Raw genomic sequence first — 20,125 nt, forward strand, 5'->3', positions numbered from 1 at the left:
GGCCCCGGGGGGGCCTTTTCGACAAAAAAATTGCCTGGTTGGAGTGAGGGTGACCGATCAGCGGACGTGCTCTTCCGGGTAGGCACCGATCTGGTGGATGGAGAGGTCGGCGCCGGCGTGCTCCTGCTCGGGGTCCAGCCTGATGCCGACGGTCTTGGAGAGGAGGCCGTAGATCAGGAAGCCGTTGACGAGGGCGAAGGCGATGCCGGACACGGTCCCCATCAACTGGGAGACGAAGGAGACTCCGCCCAGCCCGCCGAGGGCCTCCTGGCCGAAGATGCCGCAGGCGATCCCGCCCCAGGAGCCGATCACCCCGTGCAGCGGCCAGACGCCGAGCACGTCGTCGATCTTGAGCTTCTCCTGCTCGATCTGGAAGCCGAACACGAAGATGAGCGAGGCGATGGCGCCGGTGACGAAGGCGGCCAGCGGGTGCATGAGGTCGGAGCCGGCGCAGATGGCGATCAGGCCGGCCAGGGCGCCGTTGTGGACGAAGCCGGGGTCGTTTCTGCTGGCGATGAGGGCGGCGAGCACCCCGCCGACCATGGCCATCAGGGAGTTGACCGCCACCACGCCGGAGATCTTGTCCAAATGGCCGGCGCTCATCACGTTGAAGCCGAACCAGCCGACCGCCAGGATCCAGGAGCCCAGGGCCAGGAAGGGGATGTTGCTGATCGGGATCGGGTGGGACTTGCTCCCGAGGTAGCGCCCCATGCGGGGTCCCAGGATGAGCACGGCGGGGAGGGCGATCCAGCCGCCGATGGAGTGGACCACCACCGACCCTGCGTAGTCATGGAACTCGGCCCCCCCGACCTTCTTGAAGACGTCCTGCAGAAGGGACATGTTCTTTCCCCAGATGAGCGACTCGAAAAGGGGGTAGCTCACCCCGGCGAAGATGGCGCCGGCGATCACCTGCGGCCAGAACTTGGCCCGCTCGGCGATCCCCCCGGAGATGATGGCCGGAATGCAGGCGGCGAAGCAGAGGAGGAAGAAGTAGTGGGTGATGTCGTACCCCTGGTTCTCCCCCAAAAGCTCCTTGACCGGCTTGAGGAAATTGATCCCGTAGGCGATCGGGAAGCCGATCAGGAAGTAGACCACGGTGGAGACCGACCAGTCGGTGAGGATCTTCACGAAGGCGTTGACCTGGTTCTTCTGCCGTACGGTGCCGACCTCCAGGAAGGCGAACCCGGCGTGCATGGCGAAGACCATGACCGCGCCGAGCATGAGGAAGAGTACATCGCTGCTGTTGCCAAGTGGAGTCGTCATTGACATCCCGTTCATTACATTACCTCCGTTGGTAAATAGCCCCACCTCGTTGTGAGAGCCTGATTAATGAGCAGTCGCTGGCCATGGTTTTAATCCTGGGCCCGCCAGGTCCAGCAAGATGCTTGCCAAAAAGCCAAAAGTCTGTAATCATTGGAAAACAGTGCCGGCTGCCCGCAGGTGGGGTGAGTGTTCTGCCTAAAGGGGAGGCAGTCATGCCTAATGAATGGGCAGCATTAGAGGTTGACCTCCCCACCGCGGGCGGGGTACATTCGAATCCCCCGGCCCGGCCGGGGACGAAGAAGGTGGGGGATCTCCTGGCTGCCAAGACTGCACTGATAACCTGCGCCGATCTCACGGGGTTTAGCTACGGCGACCACCATCCTTTCAAGGTGCAGCGCTTCCGGCTGGCCCGCGACCTGATGGCCGCCTACCGGCTGCTGGAGCTGCCGGGGATGGAGCAGCGGGTCCCCCGGGCCGTCACCCGGGAGGAGCTCCTTACCGCCCACGGCCCGGAGTACCTCGACCGGCTCAAGGAGTTCAGCGACGACTGCGAGTCGCGCGCCGACTTCCGCTACGGGCTTGGGGATCTCGAGAACCCGATCTTCCCCGGGGTCTACGACTGGGCCTGCCTCGGCGTCTCCGGCACCCTGGAGGCGGCCCGGCTGGTGACCGAGGAGGGCTTCGCGGCCGCCTTCAACCCGCTCGGCGGGTGGCACCACGCCCAGAAAAGCCGCGCCTCCGGCTTCTCGTATCTCAACGACGCGGTGGTGGCCATCAACCACCTGGTGGCCCGTGGAAAGCGGGTGGTCTACCTCGACATCGACGCCCACCACGGCGACGGGGTCCAAAACGCCTTCTACCATAGCGACCGGGTGCTCACCATCTCGCTCCATGAAAGCGGCATCTACTTCTTTCCCGGTACCGGCTTCGAGCACGAGACCGGCGAAGGGAAGGGGAAGGGGTACGCGGTCAACGTGCCGCTTCTGGCCCACACCGACGACGCGCTCTTCATGAAGGCCTTCGACGAGATCGCCTACCCGCTTATAGCCGCCTTCGACCCGGACGTGCTTTTCACCCAGCTGGGCGCCGACACCTTCCGGACCGACCCGCTGACCCGGCTGGAGGTAACCACCCACGCCTACGGCTATCTTTTGAAGAAGCTCAGGGCGCTCCGGATTCCCTGGGTGGCGGTCGGGGGAGGGGGATACGACATGATGAACGTCGCCCGGGCCTGGACAATGGCCTGGGCGGTGATGAACGACCGGGAGATCTCTCCGAGGCTGCCGGCTGAATTTATCAAGCTGATCGGACCCCTGGGGTACCCGCACCGCATGCTGCTCGACGCCATGCACTGGGCCCAGGAGGATGATCGCAACGCGGCGCTGGACGCGGTGGAGCGGGTGATCGCCTACCTCCGCGCCCACATCTTCCCGGTGCACATTGGTGGCCATGCCAAGGATCGCGGGTAACGATCAGTTACGGGACCGGTCCGGGCGGGAGCTCTTCTCCCTGCACGACATCAACCGGCTGGAGCCCGCCGAGAAGGAGGCCATCTACCGGCGGCTCCTCCCGCCGCGGCTGGCCGCCCTGCTGGAGAAGGCGGGTGGCGGGGTGGTCGACATCGTGGCCCCCCGGGGGCTTCGGCTGGTGAGGATGGAGGCCCGGCTGGCGGCCGGCGACCGCGATCCCCTCTTCTTCCTGGAGCTCTGCGACACCCACCACCGCCAGATGGAGCTCGCCTTCTGCCAGATCTGCGACCCCGCCGCCCGGCGCTTCGAGGTGGACCGGGACAGCGAGGGGAGAAACAACGTCTTCGCCACCCACGGCAGGAACCTCGCCGAGGAGCTCCGCGCCATGGAGGCCGGGCTCTTCCCGCACCAGGTGCGCCACGGCCTGCGGATGTTCGGGGAGTTCCTCCCGCTTCTGGAGCGGCTCACCGACTCGCTCGGGATGGAGCTCATCGTCGCCGAGCCTCTGAGCTACGACAACGCCATCCGCTACGAGAAGTACGGCTTCGACTACGTGGTGGGAAAGAAGCTCATGCTGGAGATCGACGCCGGCTTCGCCCCGGGAGGGGAACTCTTCCGCAAGCTCGACGGCTCCACCCCCTTCCGGCGTCCCGGCATGGAGCGGACGGTGCGGGGGCGCAGCTGGGCCATCCACGACGGCATCCTCGGCGAGCCGTGGGATGAAGTCCGTATCTACAAGACCATAGGCGTCCACGCGGGCGTCAACACCTTCCCGGGACGGGAAGGGTAGGAGGTTAGGCAATCATGCAGCAGGCAACTCCCCTGGCGGGGATCGTGTATTATGGCCCCCCGGCCCCCTTCGAGGTGACCGGGCTGGACGGCAAGGTGCGCATCGAGGTGGGATCGGAGCCGATCCCGCTGGTGGAGACCGACTTCCTTAAGCTGCAGGGGGAGGCTCCCGGCTACGACGAGCTCGGCCGCGGGATCTACCAGGCCTTGAGGACCGACCCCGGCTGCCGCTTCGCCGACCGCTACGCCGCCTGGCTCAAGGAGGGGTATCCCCACTACGTCTCGGAGCTCGCGAGCAACATCCTCATGCTCGGCGAGAAGGACGTCGAGGTCCCCTACCTCGACCGCCGGGTCAACCTCTTGAAGATCTTCGCCCTGATGGAGCCGGAGAACGGCCATTTCCCGCTGGAGATCGGCTCCACCCTTTTGGACAAGGGGTGCCGTTTCTCCGCGCTGCACCTCTCCACGGTGACCCTCTACAAGGCGGCCGAATTCCTGGAGCGGGGGCTCTCCCTCGACCCGGGCAACCTGCGGGGGATCTCCAACCTGGCCGAGGTCTACTTCCTGCTCGGCAAGTACGAGAAGGCCTCCTCGCTCTGGAACTCCCTGCTGCCGACCCTTCCCGAGCAGTCGGCGGGCGAGGTGCGGGGAAGGCTGGAGCGGATCGGCAAGGGGGAGCTCCCCCGGGTCCCGGCCGTCGACTACCTGGAGGCCATCGCCGGTGCCATGGCCATGAAGGAGGATGGTGACTACCTGGAGGCCACCGCCGTCTTGAACGACGTGATGGCCGACGCCTTCTTCGCCTGCGAATTCCCGATGCCGGAGATCCCCTACCTCCTCGCCCAGTGCTGCATCAGCATGGGAGGAAACGGCGACGCCCGCACCTACCTGCGGAGCGCGCTCCGGATGAACCCCGACTTCGCCGAGGCCCAAAGCCTCCTCGACCAACTAAACGGATAGGAGGACCGCATGGAAGCGTACACCCCGGCCGACTGGATCTTCATCGCCGGCGTCATGCTGGTGATCTTCTTCTTCGTGACCATCTCCGGCATGAGGAAGAGGTGACCGGGCGGTCGAGCAGGTGGTAGACTTGGGATATAGACTCATGAAAGGGAGGTTCCCATGACACGACCCGACATCAAGAAAATCCTCGACTACCGCACCATCGCGGTGGTCGGCCTGTCGCCGGACCCGGGGAAGGCGAGCCACGAGGTGGCGGCCTACCTGAAGAGGGCAGGGTACCGGATCATCCCGGTCAACCCGGCCGCGAGCGAGATCTTCGGCGAGAAGTGCTACCCGACCCTGGCCGACGTCCCCGAGCCGGTGGAGATCGTGGACATCTTCCGGCGTTCCGAGTTCGTCCCCGAGATCGTCGAGCAGGCGATCGCCAAGGGAGCCAAGGTGGTCTGGATGCAGGAGGGGATCGTCAACGAAGAGGCCGCCGAGCGTGCCGAGGCTGCGGGGCTTTCGGTGGTGATGGACCGCTGCCTGCTCAAGGAGCACGTCAAGCAGGCCCGTCAGTGAGCGGAGGGACGCGGCGGTGATCTCCCATGCCAACCGGCGCCCGGTCTCCCTCAACCTGCTCGCCGCCGTCTACCTCTTTTCCTTTCTCCTCTCCGCCTCCAGCTACGGAAGCCCCTACCCCTTCCTGGGAAAACTCGTGACCGGAGGGGAGGGGCATTTCCTCACCTTTGCCGACAGCCTCGTCTCCCTGTATCTCTGCCTGGGGATCCTCAAGAGGCAGCGGCTTACCTACTACCTCCTCCTCTGCTACAACCTCTTCGACCTCTTCAACGCCCTGGTGAACCTCTGGTCGATCCCCCCCGACCGCTACACGGCCTTGAGCGGGGTGGCGGTCACCCCCGACGACATGCGGCTCAACACCCTCATCGCCGGGATCTTCGTCTTGGGGGTCACCTGGTTTACCGTCGTTTCCCGGCGCCATTTCACCAACCGTTCCCCCTATCTCTTCTAATCGAAGATTTACCCGGTTCTTACCTTCGGACCGCCCCGGGTTGCCCAGGTATCTCATAGAGATATCAAGGGGTTGCCGGCGTCCGGGACGGAGGGGCAAATTTCAGTGATCGTTAAGGAATGTACACATCTCTGCTTGCCAGACCGTGTACCACTCTGCTACTATTGCGGCATTTTTCAGCGCTGACCCCTCCGGCTGCCGCCGCCCCGGCTCCCGGTCCACCACCCCCTTCTTTACGGGGGAGGTCAGCGCAAAGGATCCACCTTGTTCGCCAAACTCAAGCACGGCCTCAGCGCATCCTTTTTCCACTCCGACCACAGCCGTCCGGTGGACCTCCACGAGACCCGCGGGGTGGGGATCCGGATAGTTGGGCTCAACAAGTATTTCGGCTCCACCCATGTCCTCAAGGACATCGACCTGGAGATCAAGGCGGGCGAGACCTTCTGCATCATCGGCCCCTCCGGGACCGGCAAGAGCGTGCTCCTGAAGCATATCGTCAAGCTGGAGACCCCCGACTCCGGGGAGATCTACATCGACGATCTCCCGATCTTCTCGGGGGACCCGCACGACTCCTCCCGCGACTACCGCTACAGCATGGTCTTCCAGTCCTCGGCCCTTTTCAACTCGCTGACCGTGGGGGAGAACGTGGGGCTTTGGCTGAGGGAGAAACGGGTCTGCAAGGAGCAGCGGATCCGGGAGATCATCCGCGAGAAGCTGGAGATGGTCGGCCTTGCCGGACGTGAAGGGCTCAGGACCTCGGAGCTTTCCGGCGGGATGAAGAAGCGGGTGGCCATCGCGCGCTCGCTCGCCATGAACCCCGACCTGATCCTCTACGACGAGCCGACCGCCGAGCTCGACCCGGTCACCACCGACGAGCTGGCCAACACCATTCTGAAGCTCAAGGAGACCACCCGGAACACCACCGTGATCGTCACCCACGACTTGAACTTCGCGCTCTACATCTCCGACCGCATCGCCATGATGAGCGGGGGGACCATCGTGGAGGTGGGGACCCCCCGGGAGATCAAGCAGAGCCAGAATCCGGTCGTCCGCAGCTTCATCTACACCACCACCAAGGGGATAAGGGGAGACTAGATGGCAAAGGCACCGCTTGGCCGCCGCATCCTTTTGACCGCCTTTTTGGCGGGGCTTTCCCTTTCCCTTTGGGCCTGCGCCGACTTGAAGCAGAGCAAGCCGCTTTTGCCGGTGCGCGAGTACGAGAAGATGATCGTTGGTAGGCTCGACGCCGACTACGTCGGGACCGCCAACTGCGTCGCCAAGTGCCACAAGCACGACAAGATCTCCGACGATTTCAGCCACAGCGTCCACGGCGAGCAGATCAAGGCCGAGACCGGCCTCCCCCTGGTCAACTGCGAGTCGTGCCACGGCCCGGGGAGCCTCGCCATCGCCAACCTCCCCGACAACCCCGAGAAGAACACCGCCGAGAACAGGAAGTGCGACACCAGCACCTTCCTCGACCTGATGCACCTTCCCCCCCAGGCCCAGTCGCTCATCTGCCTCAAGTGCCATTCGGCCGCCTCGCAGCCCGCGCTCGCCTTCTGGAACGCGAGCGTGCACGCCATCAACGACGTGAGCTGCTTCGACTGCCACAAGCTCCACAAGGGGCCGCAGCAGAAGGTGAGCCGCGAGCAGATGGCCGAGATGTGCTACGGCTGCCATCCCCAGGTGCGGGCCGAAAACGCCCTCTACTCGCACCACCCCATCCGGGAAAAGAAGATGGTCTGCGTGGACTGCCACGAGATCCACGGCTCCACCCAGCCGAAGCTTCTCAAGGGGAACACCCTCAAGGAGACCTGCACCCGCTGCCACATGGAGAAGCAGGGCCCCTTCGTCTTCGAGCACGGCGACCTGACCGAGAACTGCCTCAACTGTCACACCCCCCACGGCTCGGTCAACAACCACCTCCTGAACGCGGCCATGCCGTTTCTCTGCCTGCAGTGCCACTCCGCCCATCTCTCCTCCAACACCCCCGGGCTTAAGCAGCTCTTCACCAACCGCTGCACCGACTGCCATTCCCAGATCCACGGAACCGACACCCCCACCCAGGGGCTGACCGGAAAGGGGACGCTGCGCCAATGAACGGTTTACATGATCGGAGGGTGACCAGAGGGTGGGACCGGAGGCTCGCGGCGGCGCTTTCGCTGGTGGTGGTGCTCCTTACCGCGGGGGCCGCGGCGGCCGAAGAGCCGTGGGAGCCGCTTTTGGAGCCCGATCCGACCGTGGCGAAAAGCCTTCCGCCTGAGCAGGAGCGCCAGGTGGAAACCCTCGAGCAGAAGGGGGGCTTCATAGGGTACGGCTTCGTGGCCACCGACGGCTACGGCGGCCGGGCGGAACCGTTCGGCTTCCTCCGCTCCAGCCGGACCGGCGGCCTCTTCTATCGCAACCTCCAGCGCGACGGCAACCTCGAGGTCGAGGGGGCCTTCCTCAACGAGCACGACTATCACGGCGACCTCCTCCTCGACTACCAGGGGGACTACCGCCTCCACCTGAGGACCGAGTCGCTCTTCCACAACCTGGACCGCGAGATCCTCTTCTCGCCGAACTTCCAGGCCGGCCGCGTCGATCCCCCCCGCACCCCGGCCGACTACGTGGCGGTCCAGGACCCGGAGCAGGATTACGGGGTCAGCGTGGTGCAGGACAACGCCGACTTCCGCTACCGGCTGCACAACTATCCCCTCCACGTGAACCTCGGCTACTGGCGGCTGGTCCGGGAAGGGACCAGACAGCAGCGCTTTGCCGACATCGCCTTCGAGGGGACCCCGAACACCATCTACGCCACCCCCCGCAACGTGAACCAGCAGACCCAGGAGGGGAGGGTGGGGGCCGACGCCCACCTGGGACCGGTGGATCTCGCCTACGAGTTCAAGATCCGGGTCTTCGAGGACCGCCAGCCCATTCCGACCGCCCCCTACGTTTCGCGTAACGACATCGCGGGTAACCCGGAGACGGTGGGCGGGGTGAGGGAGCACAACGAGAATCCCGACAGCCGCTTCGTCTCCCACACCCTCAAGGTCCACAGCTCGATGTCCGGGGGGCTGGTGGCGAGCGGCGCCTACAGCGTCGAGCAGCGCGAGAACCTCTCCAACCTCTCCGATACCACCGGCGCCAAGTCCCTCCGCGAGGATCTGCATAACGCCGCCGGCGATCTCTCCTACATCCTCAACAAGGAGTGGAGCGCGACGGTGAAATACCGCCGCCAGCAGCTGGAAAACGACGGGCGGGGCGAGGTGACCAGCGTGAACTTCGCCAGCCCGGTGGTCCTCGTCAAGGCCCCGATGGACACCACCAGGGACACGGTGACTGCCACCGTCGCCTACCATCCGCGGCGCGACTTCTCGATGACCGGCGAGTACCGGGGGCAGTTCCAGCAAAGGAGCAACGTCTCCTCCCTGCAGTCCTACACGAGCTGGGCGCTTCCCGAGGACAGCGCGAGCCATCGCGGGGCCATCTCGGCCAACTACCGGCCGGTGACCGGTCTTCGCTTCAACGGAAGCTACAGCTACACCACCGTCGACCACCCCTCCTACGGTGCCTCCTACCAGGAGAAGCACGAAGGAAAACTGCTGGCGAGCTTCATCAGGAACAACGGCTGGGGGGGGAGTGCCAACCTGATCGTCAGGCGGGAGCTCAACCCCGACGTGCAGCATTTCCTGGTCAACCTCCCGGTCGACCCCACGGTCTCCACCGACGTGACCTACACCGCCTATCCCCTCACCTCCCGCGACCGCCAGGTGGTCAACGGGAACCTGATCGGGTGGTTCGTTCCGCTGCCCGGATTGACTTTGGGGGCCAACTACGCCTATCTCGACACCCGTATCGACCAGAGCGTGCTCTTCTCGATGGTGGCGGTGGGACACGAGGCCGGCTCGGACTTCTACGACCGCTCCCACGTGTTCGGGGTCAGCGCCACCTACACCGGGGTGGACAGGCTCGACCTCTCCCTCATGCTGCAGCAGGTCCGCTCCGCTTCGGCCTTCGAACCTGCCTTTACCTCCTTCTCCGCCGGCAGCGATACCAGCGGCATTACCGACATCACCAGACAAAAGACGGTGATCAGCCAGCTTTCCGCGCGGGGGGAGTACCACTTCACCCCGATGCTTTCCTCCTCGCTGCAGTACCAGGTGAGGGATTACGACGAGAAGAACCCGGCCTACAGCCTGTACAACGGGACCGTCCATTCCGTGGTGGCGACCGTGGCGGCCACGTGGTGAGCAAGAGGTAGATCCTGAAAGTTTTTCGCCTGACAATCCTGCTGCTGGTCATCTGCGCAGCCACCCCCGCGTCGCGCTCCCTTGCGGCCGGGAAGCTCGTGGCCGCCATCCTGACCTGCGACCTGCCGCGCTACCGCGAGGCTCACCGGGCCTTCATCAAGGCCATGGTCCTCAAGGGGTACGATCAGAGCAGCGTGGAAGTCATCACCCAGACCCCGAACCCCGACCCGATTTCCTGGGCCAACAGTGTCAGGAAGTTCAACGCCATCGGCGCGGATCTCATCGTCTCCTACGGGGCCTCCGCCACCCTGGCGGCGCTGCACGAGCGGGGGGACATCCCGGTGGTCTTCGCCGACGTCTACGGGCCGGTGGAAACCGGCGTCGCCAAGAGCATGAACTCCACCGGCACCAACGCGGCCGGCATAAGCTCCAAGGTCCCGCTGGTCACCCTCATCCGCACCGCGCTCGAGATCAAGCCGACCAAGTCGATGGGGGTGATCTACTCGGTCCGGGAAGAGGGGTCCCTGGTCCAGCTCCGCGAGGCCCGCAAGATTGCCGCCGCCAGCGGGGTGATTCTCACCGAGGCCAACGTGAGCGGGACTTCCGGGGTCGATGCCGCCCTGGCCTCGCTGTTCGGGGCCCGGGTGGAGATGATCTACATCACCGAGTGCGCGGCGGCGAGCCGCGCCTTCGAGAAGGTGGTGCACCGGGCGGCCGAGCTGAAGATCCCGGTGATCTCGCAGATGCCGGGGGCGGCCCACAAGGGTGCGCTGGTTTCCCTGGAGGCCGACCCTGCCGAGCAGGGGCAGGTCGCCGCCGATTATGCCGCCCGCATCCTCTCAGGCAAGCGGGCGTCCCAACTCCCGGTAGCCACCCCGAAACGGGTGGACCTGATCGTCAACCTGAAGATGGCAAAGGCGCTGGATCTTCATGTCCCCTTCCCGGTGTTTTCCGCGGCCACTCGGGTTCTGAAGTGATAGTATGAGGTGTTGATGAGAAAGATCATGATCGTCGACGATGATGCGGCCTTCGTTCAGGCGCTTAAGGAAAAGATCCAGTCCCTCTATCCACTTTTGGATGTGAGGACCTGCACCGATCCCTTCCAGGCGCTCACCATCCTGAAAGATGAGAAGCTCGATCTTTTGCTGGTGGACCTGGAGATGCCGGTGCTCGACGGTACCAAGCTCGTGAGCTACGCATTGTCGGTGGGAATGGACAAGAACCGGATCGTCATCCTGTCGGGGCGCGACTCGGACTACCTACACGAGCAGTTCCCGATGGGGACCTGCCTGGCGGTCTTGAACAAGTACGAGGCGAAGCAGAAGGCGGTGCTCGATATGATCTTCAGCTCCCTGCAGCGAAAGGCCGCGGAAAGCTGACAGCCGGCGGTCGCGTACCTCTTCCTCAAGGAGAGGGACAGGGTGAGGCTGGAGGGCGCTGCCACGAGCTCCAGTTCGAATAGCAATGAGAGAGGTTGTGATGGGAAAGCATATGCGGTTGATCTGTTACGGGCAGAAGCACACCCGGCCTGACTGGGAGAAGGTGCTCTCCGGTGCCGGTTTCGACCGGTTCTGCGAGGAACTGGTAAAGGAGCTGGCGCCTTTCGATATCGAGCTGGAGAGGCTCGACAGCCAGGAGCAGGTGATCGAGATAAAGAGCTACGTGGATCTTCTTAACGCCGTCAGGATCGGCTCCCCTTCGGACGGGATCACCAGTGTCTGCGTCGGGCACGTGATCGGGAAAAGCCCCAACCTCGACCCCCTGGAGGATATCAGGCGGGCGGTCAACAGGATCGCCTTCGCGCCGGAGACGGTGCCTCCCGACAGCGAGAACCGCAGGGTCTGTCACAACTGTGGATGTGGCTGCTGATGGGCGAGGGGCTTCCGGAGATGGAGGCCCTTTCGTTTTGGTGGGAGCCGGGGGAGATCAGGGGGCGATGCCGTGGATGACCGCTCCCACCTCGTCTCCCTCCACGGTGATGACCGCGTAGGAGGCGGAGCCACCCTCTTTGAGGGAGCCCGGGTTGATCAAAAGCATCCCGTCCGCCGCTTCCACCGCCGGAAGATGGGTGTGCCCGTACAGAATCAGGTTGGCGCCCACCTGTTTCCCCCGGCCGATCAGTTCGCCCAGCCCCGACTTCACCGCCTGCCTATTACCGTGGGTCACTAGCACCTGGCAATCGCCGAACTTCAGGGTGAGCTCGCGGGGGAGCTGAGGATCGCAGTCGCAGTTGCCGGCTACCCGGAGGACCGGCACTTCCAGCACCTCTTCGAGAAGCTTCGCGTCCTCACTGCCGTCTCCCAGGTGGATAATGTGGTCGACCGGGCCGGCCAGTTCATGAGCCTTGAAGGCCTGCGGGTAGTTGCCGTGGCTGTCGGAAATGACCAGAAGTTTCATCGCATTCCTCATTTCATGGCGGGGAGCGGATGCCGCGTTGAGAGTTCCCCGATACCGTGTATATCAGTGGTGTATAGACCTTTGTGGCACATGAGTTCAAGAAAATTGTAGGCTCATTGGGGGAAGGGACTGTCAGAGACCCAAGGGACCCAATGGACTACAGGGACTACAGGGACGGGGGCTACAACTCACATAAAGTGGAGGGGGCATGAAACGAGGATGTTTATTCTGGGGCGCCCTGACGGCGGGGGGACTGCTGCTTCTGTTCGTGGTCTGCGTGGCGGCGGCCACCGCTCTCTTCGGCGACCATGACCGCTTCTCCGGCGAGGACGGCATCGGCTACGTGGAGGTCAAGGGGGTCATCGTCGACGGCCAGGACACCGTCCGCCAACTGCATGAGCTCAGGAAGAACGAGCGGGTGAAGGCGGTGGTGGTCCGGGTGGATTCCCCCGGCGGGGTGGTCGGCCCCTCCCAGGAAATATCGGCGGAGATCAAGGGACTCGCCCGGGTGAAGAAGGTGGTGGTCTCCATGGGGAGCGTGGCCGCCTCGGGTGGCTATTACATCTCGGCCCCCGCGACCCTCATCTACGCCAACCCCGGCACCATCACCGGGAGCATCGGGGTGTTGATGAAGTTCTCCAACCTCGAGGGGCTGATGGGGAAGGTGGGAATGAAGGCCTTCACCATCAAGACCGGCAAGTTCAAGGATGTCGGTTCTCCTGCCCGCCCGATGACCGCAGAAGAGCGGCAGATGCTCCAGAATGTGATCGACTCCACCCACGCCCAGTTCGTGAAGGCGGTGGCCGAGGGGCGCAAGCTCCCGGTGGAGAGCGTCAGGGCCATCGCGGACGGGAGGATCTTCTCCGGCGAGCAGGCGCTGGCCGTCAAGCTGGTCGACCGGCTCGGGACCCTCCAGGACGCCATCGAGGAGGCGGGGAGACTGGCGGGGATCAAGGGGGAGCCTCACCTGATCAAACCTTCCAAGAAAAAATCCAGGATGGTAGATCTCCTGGTGGAGAGCGCCGCCGACCGGCTGGGGGCCCTGTCGCGGGCCGACGGCGAGGTGAGCGTCGACTACCGGCTGGGGGGTGGATGGTAGCCCATCATTTGTCTTGACAAAATAACCTCCATCTATATACTGGGAAACTTTGAAAAAGAGGGGGTCCATCCCGTGAAGATACGCGTCGATGACGTCAAAAAGAAGCGGATCGACCTCATCGAAGAGGAACCCGCGGAGCACTACCCGAGCCTGGTCGACATGGAGGCCGCCGGAGAGTGCAGCTTTATCATGCCGATCAAAGCCGAGATGTCCGCCCAGTGGGAGTACGGGCACGTGAGGGTCGCCGGCAAGGTCGAAAGCGCCGTCCGCCTCTCCTGTTCGCGCTGCCTGACCGAGTACGAGATTCCCCTTTCCTCCGAGTTCACCATCTTCTACACCGAGTCCAGGGGTGAGGAGATGGACGAGGAGGTCGAGCTCTCCGACGAAGAGCTGATTTCGGCCAGCTACAGCGGGGACGAGATAGACCTTGACCCGGAGATCGCCGAGCAGGTTCTGCTGGAGATCCCGTACAAACCCCTTTGCAAGGAGTCCTGCCTGGGGCTTTGCCCCAACTGCGGCCAGGACTTAAACCACGGCGAGTGCGGCTGCGACCGCGGCGGGATCAACCTGAAAATGGCCGCGCTGAAGAAGATCAAGATAGAAAAGTAAAAGGAGAACACCATGGCTGTACCCAAGAAGAAAACTTCCAAGTCCCGCAAAAACATGAGAAGGGCTCACGACTTCCTGACCGCTCCCACCGTCTCCACCTGCCCCCAGTGCAAGGCCCCCAAACTCCCGCACTGCGTCTGCCCCTCCTGCGGAACCTACAAGGGACGCCAGGTCCTGAACGCCGAAGAAGCTTAATAGCCCAGGCGTTCACACTGTCGTGACTTCAGGAAATCCGCTTTCCAGGGGAAATATGAGAGTTGCTGTCGATGTGATGGGGGGCGATAACGCCCCTCATGTTGAGGTCGAAGGTGCCGTAGCCGCAGCCAGGGAGTTCGGAGTACCGGTCACCCTGGTGGGCGACACCGAGAGGGTCAAGGCCGAGCTCGCCCGCTACGACGTGACCGGTCTGGACATCGATCTCTGGCATGCCTCCGAGGTGGTAGGCATGCACGATTCCGCCTCCGACGCGGTCCGGAAGAAGAAGGACTCCTCCATCAGGGTCGCTTTCGAGCTCGTCAAGGAGGGGAAGGCCGCCGCCGTGGTCAGCGCAGGTAACTCCGGTGCCACCATGGCCGCGGGGATGTTCGTGCTGAAACGGATGAAGGGAATCGACCGTCCCGCCATCGCCCAGATCTTTCCCACTCTTACCGGCAAGACCCTCGTGCTCGATGTCGGCGGCAACGTCGACTGCAAGCCGATCCACCTCTTGCAGTTCGCCATCATGGGCGAGGTGTACGCGCGCTTCGTGATGGGTGTCGCCGCCCCCCGGGTGGGGCTCCTCTCCAATGGCGAGGAAGACAGCAAGGGGAACGATCTGACCCGCGAGAGCAGTCTCATGCTGCGTGAGAAGCCGATCAACTACATCGGCTACGTGGAGGGAAGGGACATCTTCAACGGCACCGTCGACGTGGTGGTCACCGATGGCTTCGTCGGCAACGTGGTTCTCAAGGTTTCCGAAGGGCTCGCCGAGGCCGTGGGCAAGATGCTCAAGGCCGAGATCAAAAGCAGCCTCCTTTCCCAAGTCGGTTATCTCCTCTGCCGCAAGGCCTTCAATAACTTCAAGAAAACTGTGGACTACGCGGAGTACGGCGGCGCTCCCCTTCTGGGGATCAACGGCGTCGGCATGATCTGCCACGGCGGCTCCAACCCGAAGGCGATCAAGAATGCCATCCGCTTCGCCCATGACTACGCGCTGAAAGGGGTCAACGGCCGGATGGCTGACAAGCTCGATGAAAGCTTCCCCGGATCGGCCCGCGAGCGCGAGGGCGCATCGGTCCCCGACGCCGCAAAGGAGAAAGCAGCCCAATGATTCGCGCAAAAATCACCGGCACCGGTTCCTGTTTGCCGGAGAAGGTACTGACCAACTTCGACCTTGAGAAGATGGTGGATACCAGCGACGAGTGGATCGTCACCCGGACCGGCATCCGCGAGCGCCGCATCGCCTCGGAAGGGGAGTACACCTCCACTTTCGCCACCCAGGCAGCCCTCAGGGCGCTGGAGGCTGCGGGCGCCAAGGCCGAGGAGATCGACCTGCTCATCATCGGCACTTTGACCCCCGACTTCCCGTTCCCCGCCACCGCCTGCATCGTGCAGCAGAACATCAAGGCCGTCAACGCCGCCTGCTTCGACCTCTCCGCCGCCTGCTCCGGTTTCATCTACGCGCTTTCCACTGCCGAAAAGTTCATCCGCTGTGGCCAGGCCAAGAAGGCGCTGGTGATCGGCGCCGAGGTACTTTCCCGCGTCGTGGACTGGACCGACCGCAACACCTGCCTTCTCTTCGGTGACGGCGCGGGTGCCGTGGTGCTCGAGGCGGCCGAGGGCGATCACGGTGTCCTCTCTACCCATCTCTACAGCGACGGCAACTACTGGGAGCTCCTCTACCAGAGAGGGTGCGGCAGCCGCAACCCCGCTTCCCAGAAGAACCTGGACGACCGCCTGATCTACCTGACTATGCAGGGGAACGAGGTCTTCAAGTACGCCGTGCGCGCCATGGGGGAGGTGGGGCTCGAGGCTCTCACCACCAACGGCCTTACCATCGACGACGTCTCGCTCTTCATCCCGCACCAGGCCAACCAGAGGATCATCGACTCGGTCGGCAAGCGTCTGGGGATCGGCGCAGACCGTACCTACGTGAACCTCGGCCGCTACGGCAACACCTCGGCTGCCTCGATCCCGATCGCGCTCGACGAGGCCTTCCGCGCCGGTCGCATCAAGGACGGCGACGTGGTCCTTCTCGACGCCTTCGGCGGTGGGCTCACCTGGGGTGCGGCCGCCATCCGCTGGTAGCTTCAAGGTAAGCAAAAATCCCCCTGTCCCCCCTTGGCAAAGGGGGGGCGTTGCGCGTCACTTCCCTGTACTATCAGAAGGGCCCCGGGGGCTTTTCTCGGTTACTTCTTTTGACCCTGTAATGTAAGTTCGCATCACTTCTTAACGAGGGTACCTATGTCCTACGCATTCATCTTCCCCGGCCAGGGCTCGCAGCACGCGGGGATGGGCCGGGAACTCGCCGAAAACTTCAAGACCGCCCTCCGCACCTTCGAGGAGGCCGACGAGGCCTTGGGCTTCAAACTCTCCACCCTCTGCTTCGAGGGGCCGGAGGAGGATCTGAAGCTGACCGCCAATACCCAGCCGGCCATCCTGGCCGCCAGCGTGGCCGCCTTCCGGGTTCTCAAGGAAGAGTCTTCCCTCTCCGCATCCTTCGTCGCCGGTCACTCGCTGGGCGAGTACTCGGCCCTGGTGGCCGCCGGCGCGCTCGACTTCGCCGACGCCCTTCGCACCGTCCGCGCCCGCGGCACCTTCATGCAGGAAGCGGTGCCGGTCGGGGTAGGGGGGATGGCCGCCATCCTGGGGGTCGAGCCTGAGCTCCTCCAGGAGATCTGCGCCGAAGCCGCCCAGGGCGAGGTGGTCTCTCCGGCCAACTTCAACTCCCCCGGCCAGATCGTCATCGCCGGCAATGCCACCGCAGTCAACCGTGCCATCGAGATCGCCAAGGCGAAAGGGTTCAGGAAGGCCATGCCGCTGCCGGTCTCCGCTCCCTTCCATTGCGCCCTCATGAAGCCGGCCGCCGACCGCCTGGCCGCCACCCTGGAGCCGGTCACCGTCTCCCCGCTGGTCACCCCGGTGGTGACCAACGTGGAAGCGAAGCCCAATTCCGACGCCGCCCGCGTGAAGCCGCTTCTGGTCGAGCAGGTCTGCTCCCCGGTCCTGTGGGATGCCTCGGTGCAGTGGATGGTCGCCAACGGCGTGACTGACTTCGTGGAGATCGGCCCCGGCAAGGTGCTGGCCGGTCTGGTCAAGAGGATCGCCAAGGAAGCGGCGACCTTCAACGTACAGGACGTGGCCGGCGTAAAGGCCATGGCGGGAGGTGCCCAATGAGTCTCAACGGACAGGTCGCCCTGGTAACCGGGGCATCCCGCGGCATCGGCCGCGCCATCGCGCTCAAGCTGGCCGCCGAAGGGGCCGCCGTGGTGGTGACCGCCACCAGCCGGGAGGGGGCCCAGAAGACCGCCGACGAGATCGCGGCCGCCGGCGGGAAGTCGCTGGCCGTCAAGGTGGACGTCTCCCAGGTCGCCGAGGTGGATAACCTCTTCAAGGAGGCGCTGGCCGCTTTCGGGAAAATCGACATCCTGGTCAACAATGCCGGCATCACCAAAGATGGCCTTCTGCTTCGCATGAAAGAAGCCGACTGGGATCAGGTGCTGGATGTTAACCTCAAAGGTGCCTTCAACTGCATCAAGGAAGCCTCCAAGGTGATGACCAAGGCCCGCTACGGCCGCATCGTCAACGTGAGCTCGGTGGTGGGGGAGATGGGGAATCCCGGCCAGGCCAACTACTGCGCCTCCAAGGCCGGTATGATCGGCCTCACCAAGAGCGTCGCCAAGGAACTTGCCCGCCGCAACGTGACCGTCAACGCGGTCACCCCCGGCTTCATCGAGACCGACATGACCGCCGAACTTGGTGACAAGGCCCGCGAGGCGCTCCAGGAGCAGATCCCCATGGGGAGACTCGGCTCCGGCGACGACATCGCCGCCGCCGTCGTCTTCCTCGTTTCCGAGGGCGCTGCCTATATCACCGGGCACGTGCTGTCGGTGAACGGCGGCATGTACATGTAATGCATTTGAGCCGGGATTTGTTGAAAAGGCGCCAAAAATACCTTTTGCAATTTCGGCTTTTCATGCTATGAAACTGAGGTGGCTTAACCCAATCACAATCGTCTGACGCAGCAAATCAAATGGAGGTGTATAGATGGCTTCGATTGAAAAACGCATCAAAGAAATAGTCGCTGAGCAGCTCGGTGTAGACGAGGCTCAGGTAACCAATGAGTCCTCTTTCATGGACGACCTCGGCGCTGACTCCCTCGACACTGTTGAGCTCGTGATGGCTCTTGAAGAAGAGTTCGAAATCGAGATCTCCGACGAGGATGCCGAGAAGATTCAGTCCGTCCAGGACGCAATCGACTACATCACCGATCACACCTGATTCAAACTGACAGTACCCAACGGGGGGAGTTTCACTTCCCCTTTTTCATGCCCGCAGTCCGGCATGATGCATCAGATTTCAAGGAGTTCAACGCATGAGAAGAGTCGTCGTAACGGGTGTCGGCGTGGTCTCCCCTCTGGGGATCGGGAACGGCAAGAACTGGGAGGCCATCGTGGCCGGCAAGTCCGGCATCGCTCCCATAACCCGCTTTGATACTACCGATCTGCCGGTCAAGATCGCCGGCGAGGTCAAGGACTTCGTCGCCGAGGAGTTCATCGACAAGAAAGAGGTCAAGAAGATGGACCTCTTCATCCAGTACTCCCTGGCCGCGGCCCACTTCGCCATGGAGGACTCGGGGCTGGTCATCAACGAGGAAAACGCCGAGAGGGTAGGGGTCCTGGTGGGCGCCGGCCTGGGCGGGCTTCCGGCCATCGAGCGTTACCACACCGCGCTTGCGGACGGCGGCTACAAGAAGATCTCCCCCTTCTTCATCCCGATGCTGATCATCAACCTGGCTCCCGGCCACATCTCCATGCGCTACGGGGCCAAGGGGCCCAACGTCTCGTCGGTCTCTGCCTGCGCTACCGGCACCCACTCGATCGGTGACGCCTACCACATGATCAGGCGCGGCGATGCCGACGCCATGATCGCCGGCGGCACCGAGTCGACCGTGACCCCGCTCGGTATCGGCGGCTTCGCCGTCATGAAGGCGCTCTCCACCAACAACGACGATCCGGCTGCCGCCTCCCGCCCCTTCGACAAGGGGAGGGATGGTTTCGTCCTCTCCGAGGGCTCCGGCATCGTGGTGCTCGAGGAGTACGAGGCCGCCAAGGCCCGCGGCGCCAAGATCTACGGCGAGATCGTAGGTTACGGCCTCTCCGGCGACGCCTACCACCTGACCAGCCCGGCTCCGGGCGGGGAAGGGGCGGCCCGCTGCATGAAGATGGCGCTCTCCACCGCGGGGCTTAACCCCGAGCAGGTCACCTACATCAACGCCCACGGGACATCGACCCCCTACGGCGACATGTACGAGACCATGGCCGTCAAATCGGTCTTCGGCGACCACGCCTACAAACTGATGGTCTCCTCCACCAAGTCCATGACCGGTCACCTTTTAGGTGCCGCAGGCGGCGTGGAGGCGGTCTTTACCCTGATGGGGATGCAGAAGTCGGTGGTCCCCCCGACCATCAACCTGCAGGATCCGGATCCCGACTGCGACCTCGACTACGTTGCCAACACCGCCCGGGACGCCAAGATCGAGTACGCCATGAGCAACTCCTTCGGTTTCGGCGGCACCAACGCCACCCTGCTCTTCAAGAGGATCTAACGGATGATAGTGATTGGAAGCGACCACGGCGGTCTCGATCTCAAGGAAGAGATCAAGAAACTCCTTAAGGAGCGTGGCATAGCCTGCCAGGACCTGGGGACCAACAACGGCGATTCGGTCGATTACCCCGACTTCGGCGTGCAGGTGGCCAAACGGGTATCCACCGGGGCGGCCGAGAAAGGTATCCTGGTCTGCGGCACCGGGATCGGGATGTCCATCGTGGCCAACAAGTTCCCGAAGGTGAGGGCTGCGCTCGCCACCGATGTCTTCATGGCCACCATGGCCAAGGAGCACAACAACGCCAACATCCTGGTGCTGGGAGGGCGTGTCATCAGCGCCGAGCTTGCCCGCGAGATGGTCTGCGCCTGGCTCGACACCGAGTTCGCCGCCGGCCGCCACCAAAACCGCCTCGACAAGATCACCGCGCTGGAGGGTGAGCTGAAGATCACCTGCTGCTAGCCGGGGTCTCCGGATGCGCCCGGAAAT

Annotated in this window: 23 protein-coding genes; 21 read left to right on the forward strand and 2 right to left on the reverse strand. The window is 63.7% G+C overall.

Features of this window, described 5'->3' with window-relative positions:
• Positions 1-57: 57 nt before the first annotated feature.
• Positions 58-1,278, reverse strand: coding sequence for an ammonium transporter (locus ACYVL5_RS15730; protein ID WP_460596528.1), 1,221 nt, complete (start codon positions 1,276-1,278; stop codon positions 58-60).
• A gap of 299 nt (positions 1,279-1,577) precedes the next feature.
• Between ACYVL5_RS15730 and ACYVL5_RS15735 the strand changes: the two genes are divergently transcribed.
• The 11 genes from ACYVL5_RS15735 (at position 1,578) to ACYVL5_RS15785 (ending at position 11,597) form a co-directional block, all read left to right on the forward strand.
• A complete protein-coding gene (locus tag ACYVL5_RS15735; protein WP_460596578.1) occupies positions 1,578-2,732 on the forward strand; it encodes an acetoin utilization protein AcuC in 1,155 nt (384 codons plus the stop codon).
• A complete protein-coding gene (locus tag ACYVL5_RS15740) occupies positions 2,713-3,522 on the forward strand; it encodes a hypothetical protein (protein WP_460596529.1) in 810 nt (269 codons plus the stop codon). Before ACYVL5_RS15735 ends, ACYVL5_RS15740 begins: the two co-directional genes overlap by 20 nt.
• A gap of 14 nt (positions 3,523-3,536) precedes the next feature.
• A complete protein-coding gene (locus ACYVL5_RS15745; RefSeq protein ID WP_460596530.1) occupies positions 3,537-4,481 on the forward strand; it encodes a tetratricopeptide repeat protein in 945 nt (314 codons plus the stop codon).
• Positions 4,482-4,643: 162 nt separating this feature from the next.
• Positions 4,644-5,045, forward strand: coding sequence for a CoA-binding protein (locus ACYVL5_RS15750; protein ID WP_460596531.1), 402 nt, complete (start codon positions 4,644-4,646; stop codon positions 5,043-5,045).
• Positions 5,046-5,061: 16 nt separating this feature from the next.
• The gene (locus tag ACYVL5_RS15755) at positions 5,062-5,496 is read left to right on the forward strand and encodes a hypothetical protein (RefSeq protein ID WP_460596532.1); all 435 of its coding nucleotides are present in this window, start codon (positions 5,062-5,064) and stop codon (positions 5,494-5,496) included.
• Positions 5,497-5,760: 264 nt separating this feature from the next.
• Positions 5,761-6,591 carry an ABC transporter ATP-binding protein gene (locus ACYVL5_RS15760; RefSeq protein ID WP_460596533.1) on the forward strand — a complete coding sequence of 277 codons (831 nt, stop codon included), beginning with the start codon at positions 5,761-5,763 and terminating at the stop codon, positions 6,589-6,591.
• Positions 6,592-7,596 carry a DmsE family decaheme c-type cytochrome gene (locus tag ACYVL5_RS15765; RefSeq protein WP_460596534.1) on the forward strand — a complete coding sequence of 335 codons (1,005 nt, stop codon included), beginning with the start codon at positions 6,592-6,594 and terminating at the stop codon, positions 7,594-7,596.
• Complete coding sequence (locus ACYVL5_RS15770; protein WP_460596535.1) at positions 7,593-9,728, forward strand: MtrB/PioB family outer membrane beta-barrel protein; 2,136 nt, start codon at positions 7,593-7,595, stop codon at positions 9,726-9,728. The genes ACYVL5_RS15765 and ACYVL5_RS15770 overlap by 4 nt, the downstream gene beginning before the upstream one ends.
• Before the next feature lie 98 nt (positions 9,729-9,826).
• Positions 9,827-10,705 (forward strand): ABC transporter substrate-binding protein, encoded by an 879-nt coding sequence (locus ACYVL5_RS15775; RefSeq protein ID WP_460596536.1) that lies wholly within the window; start codon positions 9,827-9,829, stop codon positions 10,703-10,705.
• A 15-nt stretch (positions 10,706-10,720) separates the two neighbouring features.
• Positions 10,721-11,107, forward strand: coding sequence for a response regulator transcription factor (locus ACYVL5_RS15780; RefSeq protein WP_460596537.1), 387 nt, complete (start codon positions 10,721-10,723; stop codon positions 11,105-11,107).
• 100 nt (positions 11,108-11,207) lie between these two features.
• Positions 11,208-11,597 carry a hypothetical protein gene (locus ACYVL5_RS15785; RefSeq protein ID WP_460596538.1) on the forward strand — a complete coding sequence of 130 codons (390 nt, stop codon included), beginning with the start codon at positions 11,208-11,210 and terminating at the stop codon, positions 11,595-11,597.
• Between the two features lie 57 nt (positions 11,598-11,654).
• Here ACYVL5_RS15785 and ACYVL5_RS15790 read toward each other — a convergent pair whose 3' ends face one another.
• Complete coding sequence (locus ACYVL5_RS15790; RefSeq protein WP_460596539.1) at positions 11,655-12,125, reverse strand: metallophosphoesterase family protein; 471 nt, start codon at positions 12,123-12,125, stop codon at positions 11,655-11,657.
• Between the two features lie 208 nt (positions 12,126-12,333).
• On the opposite strand from ACYVL5_RS15790, the gene sppA reads away from it, so the two are divergent.
• The 10 genes from sppA to rpiB all read left to right on the forward strand — a co-directional run bounded on the left by sppA (position 12,334) and on the right by rpiB (position 20,098).
• Positions 12,334-13,224 carry a S49 family peptidase gene (gene sppA / locus ACYVL5_RS15795; protein ID WP_460596540.1) on the forward strand — a complete coding sequence of 297 codons (891 nt, stop codon included), beginning with the start codon at positions 12,334-12,336 and terminating at the stop codon, positions 13,222-13,224.
• 72 nt (positions 13,225-13,296) lie between these two features.
• On the forward strand, positions 13,297-13,833 hold the full coding sequence (locus tag ACYVL5_RS15800) for a YceD family protein (protein ID WP_460596541.1): 537 nt from the start codon (positions 13,297-13,299) through the stop codon (positions 13,831-13,833).
• 12 nt (positions 13,834-13,845) lie between these two features.
• Positions 13,846-14,028, forward strand: a complete 183-nt coding sequence (gene rpmF / locus ACYVL5_RS15805) for a 50S ribosomal protein L32 (protein WP_250678561.1) — start codon at positions 13,846-13,848, stop codon at positions 14,026-14,028.
• A 55-nt stretch (positions 14,029-14,083) separates the two neighbouring features.
• Positions 14,084-15,142 (forward strand): phosphate acyltransferase PlsX, encoded by a 1,059-nt coding sequence (plsX, locus tag ACYVL5_RS15810; protein ID WP_460596542.1) that lies wholly within the window; start codon positions 14,084-14,086, stop codon positions 15,140-15,142.
• A complete protein-coding gene (locus ACYVL5_RS15815) occupies positions 15,139-16,119 on the forward strand; it encodes a beta-ketoacyl-ACP synthase III (protein ID WP_460596543.1) in 981 nt (326 codons plus the stop codon). The genes plsX and ACYVL5_RS15815 overlap by 4 nt, the downstream gene beginning before the upstream one ends.
• 156 nt (positions 16,120-16,275) lie before the next feature.
• Positions 16,276-17,208 (forward strand): ACP S-malonyltransferase, encoded by a 933-nt coding sequence (fabD, locus tag ACYVL5_RS15820; RefSeq protein ID WP_460596544.1) that lies wholly within the window; start codon positions 16,276-16,278, stop codon positions 17,206-17,208.
• Positions 17,205-17,945 (forward strand): beta-ketoacyl-ACP reductase, encoded by a 741-nt coding sequence (fabG, locus tag ACYVL5_RS15825; RefSeq protein WP_460596545.1) that lies wholly within the window; start codon positions 17,205-17,207, stop codon positions 17,943-17,945. Before fabD ends, fabG begins: the two co-directional genes overlap by 4 nt.
• 133 nt (positions 17,946-18,078) lie before the next feature.
• On the forward strand, positions 18,079-18,312 hold the full coding sequence (gene acpP, locus ACYVL5_RS15830) for an acyl carrier protein (protein ID WP_012531540.1): 234 nt from the start codon (positions 18,079-18,081) through the stop codon (positions 18,310-18,312).
• A gap of 94 nt (positions 18,313-18,406) precedes the next feature.
• Positions 18,407-19,639, forward strand: a complete 1,233-nt coding sequence (gene fabF, locus ACYVL5_RS15835) for a beta-ketoacyl-[acyl-carrier-protein] synthase II (RefSeq protein WP_460596546.1) — start codon at positions 18,407-18,409, stop codon at positions 19,637-19,639.
• Positions 19,640-19,642: 3 nt separating this feature from the next.
• A complete protein-coding gene (gene rpiB, locus ACYVL5_RS15840) occupies positions 19,643-20,098 on the forward strand; it encodes an RpiB/LacA/LacB family sugar-phosphate isomerase (RefSeq protein ID WP_460596547.1) in 456 nt (151 codons plus the stop codon).
• Positions 20,099-20,125: the final 27 nt, after the last annotated feature.

The organism is Geomonas sp. Red276 (assembly GCF_054784495.1).

Coding starts and splice junctions, on each gene's coding strand:
- ACYVL5_RS15815 (WP_460596543.1), top strand. CDS start 15,139: ATGATTCGCGCAAAAATCACCGGCACCGGTTCCTGTTTGCCGGAGAAG.
- fabF (WP_460596546.1), top strand. CDS start 18,407: ATGAGAAGAGTCGTCGTAACGGGTGTCGGCGTGGTCTCCCCTCTGGGG.
- rpiB (WP_460596547.1), top strand. CDS start 19,643: ATGATAGTGATTGGAAGCGACCACGGCGGTCTCGATCTCAAGGAAGAG.
- plsX (WP_460596542.1), top strand. CDS start 14,084: ATGAGAGTTGCTGTCGATGTGATGGGGGGCGATAACGCCCCTCATGTT.
- ACYVL5_RS15740 (WP_460596529.1), top strand. CDS start 2,713: ATGCCAAGGATCGCGGGTAACGATCAGTTACGGGACCGGTCCGGGCGG.
- ACYVL5_RS15785 (WP_460596538.1), top strand. CDS start 11,208: ATGGGAAAGCATATGCGGTTGATCTGTTACGGGCAGAAGCACACCCGG.
- ACYVL5_RS15750 (WP_460596531.1), top strand. CDS start 4,644: ATGACACGACCCGACATCAAGAAAATCCTCGACTACCGCACCATCGCG.
- ACYVL5_RS15780 (WP_460596537.1), top strand. CDS start 10,721: ATGAGAAAGATCATGATCGTCGACGATGATGCGGCCTTCGTTCAGGCG.
- ACYVL5_RS15770 (WP_460596535.1), top strand. CDS start 7,593: ATGAACGGTTTACATGATCGGAGGGTGACCAGAGGGTGGGACCGGAGG.
- fabD (WP_460596544.1), top strand. CDS start 16,276: ATGTCCTACGCATTCATCTTCCCCGGCCAGGGCTCGCAGCACGCGGGG.
- ACYVL5_RS15745 (WP_460596530.1), top strand. CDS start 3,537: ATGCAGCAGGCAACTCCCCTGGCGGGGATCGTGTATTATGGCCCCCCG.
- sppA (WP_460596540.1), top strand. CDS start 12,334: ATGAAACGAGGATGTTTATTCTGGGGCGCCCTGACGGCGGGGGGACTG.
- ACYVL5_RS15790 (WP_460596539.1), bottom strand. CDS start 12,125: ATGAAACTTCTGGTCATTTCCGACAGCCACGGCAACTACCCGCAGGCC.
- rpmF (WP_250678561.1), top strand. CDS start 13,846: ATGGCTGTACCCAAGAAGAAAACTTCCAAGTCCCGCAAAAACATGAGA.
- ACYVL5_RS15765 (WP_460596534.1), top strand. CDS start 6,592: ATGGCAAAGGCACCGCTTGGCCGCCGCATCCTTTTGACCGCCTTTTTG.
- acpP (WP_012531540.1), top strand. CDS start 18,079: ATGGCTTCGATTGAAAAACGCATCAAAGAAATAGTCGCTGAGCAGCTC.
- ACYVL5_RS15730 (WP_460596528.1), bottom strand. CDS start 1,278: ATGAACGGGATGTCAATGACGACTCCACTTGGCAACAGCAGCGATGTA.
- fabG (WP_460596545.1), top strand. CDS start 17,205: ATGAGTCTCAACGGACAGGTCGCCCTGGTAACCGGGGCATCCCGCGGC.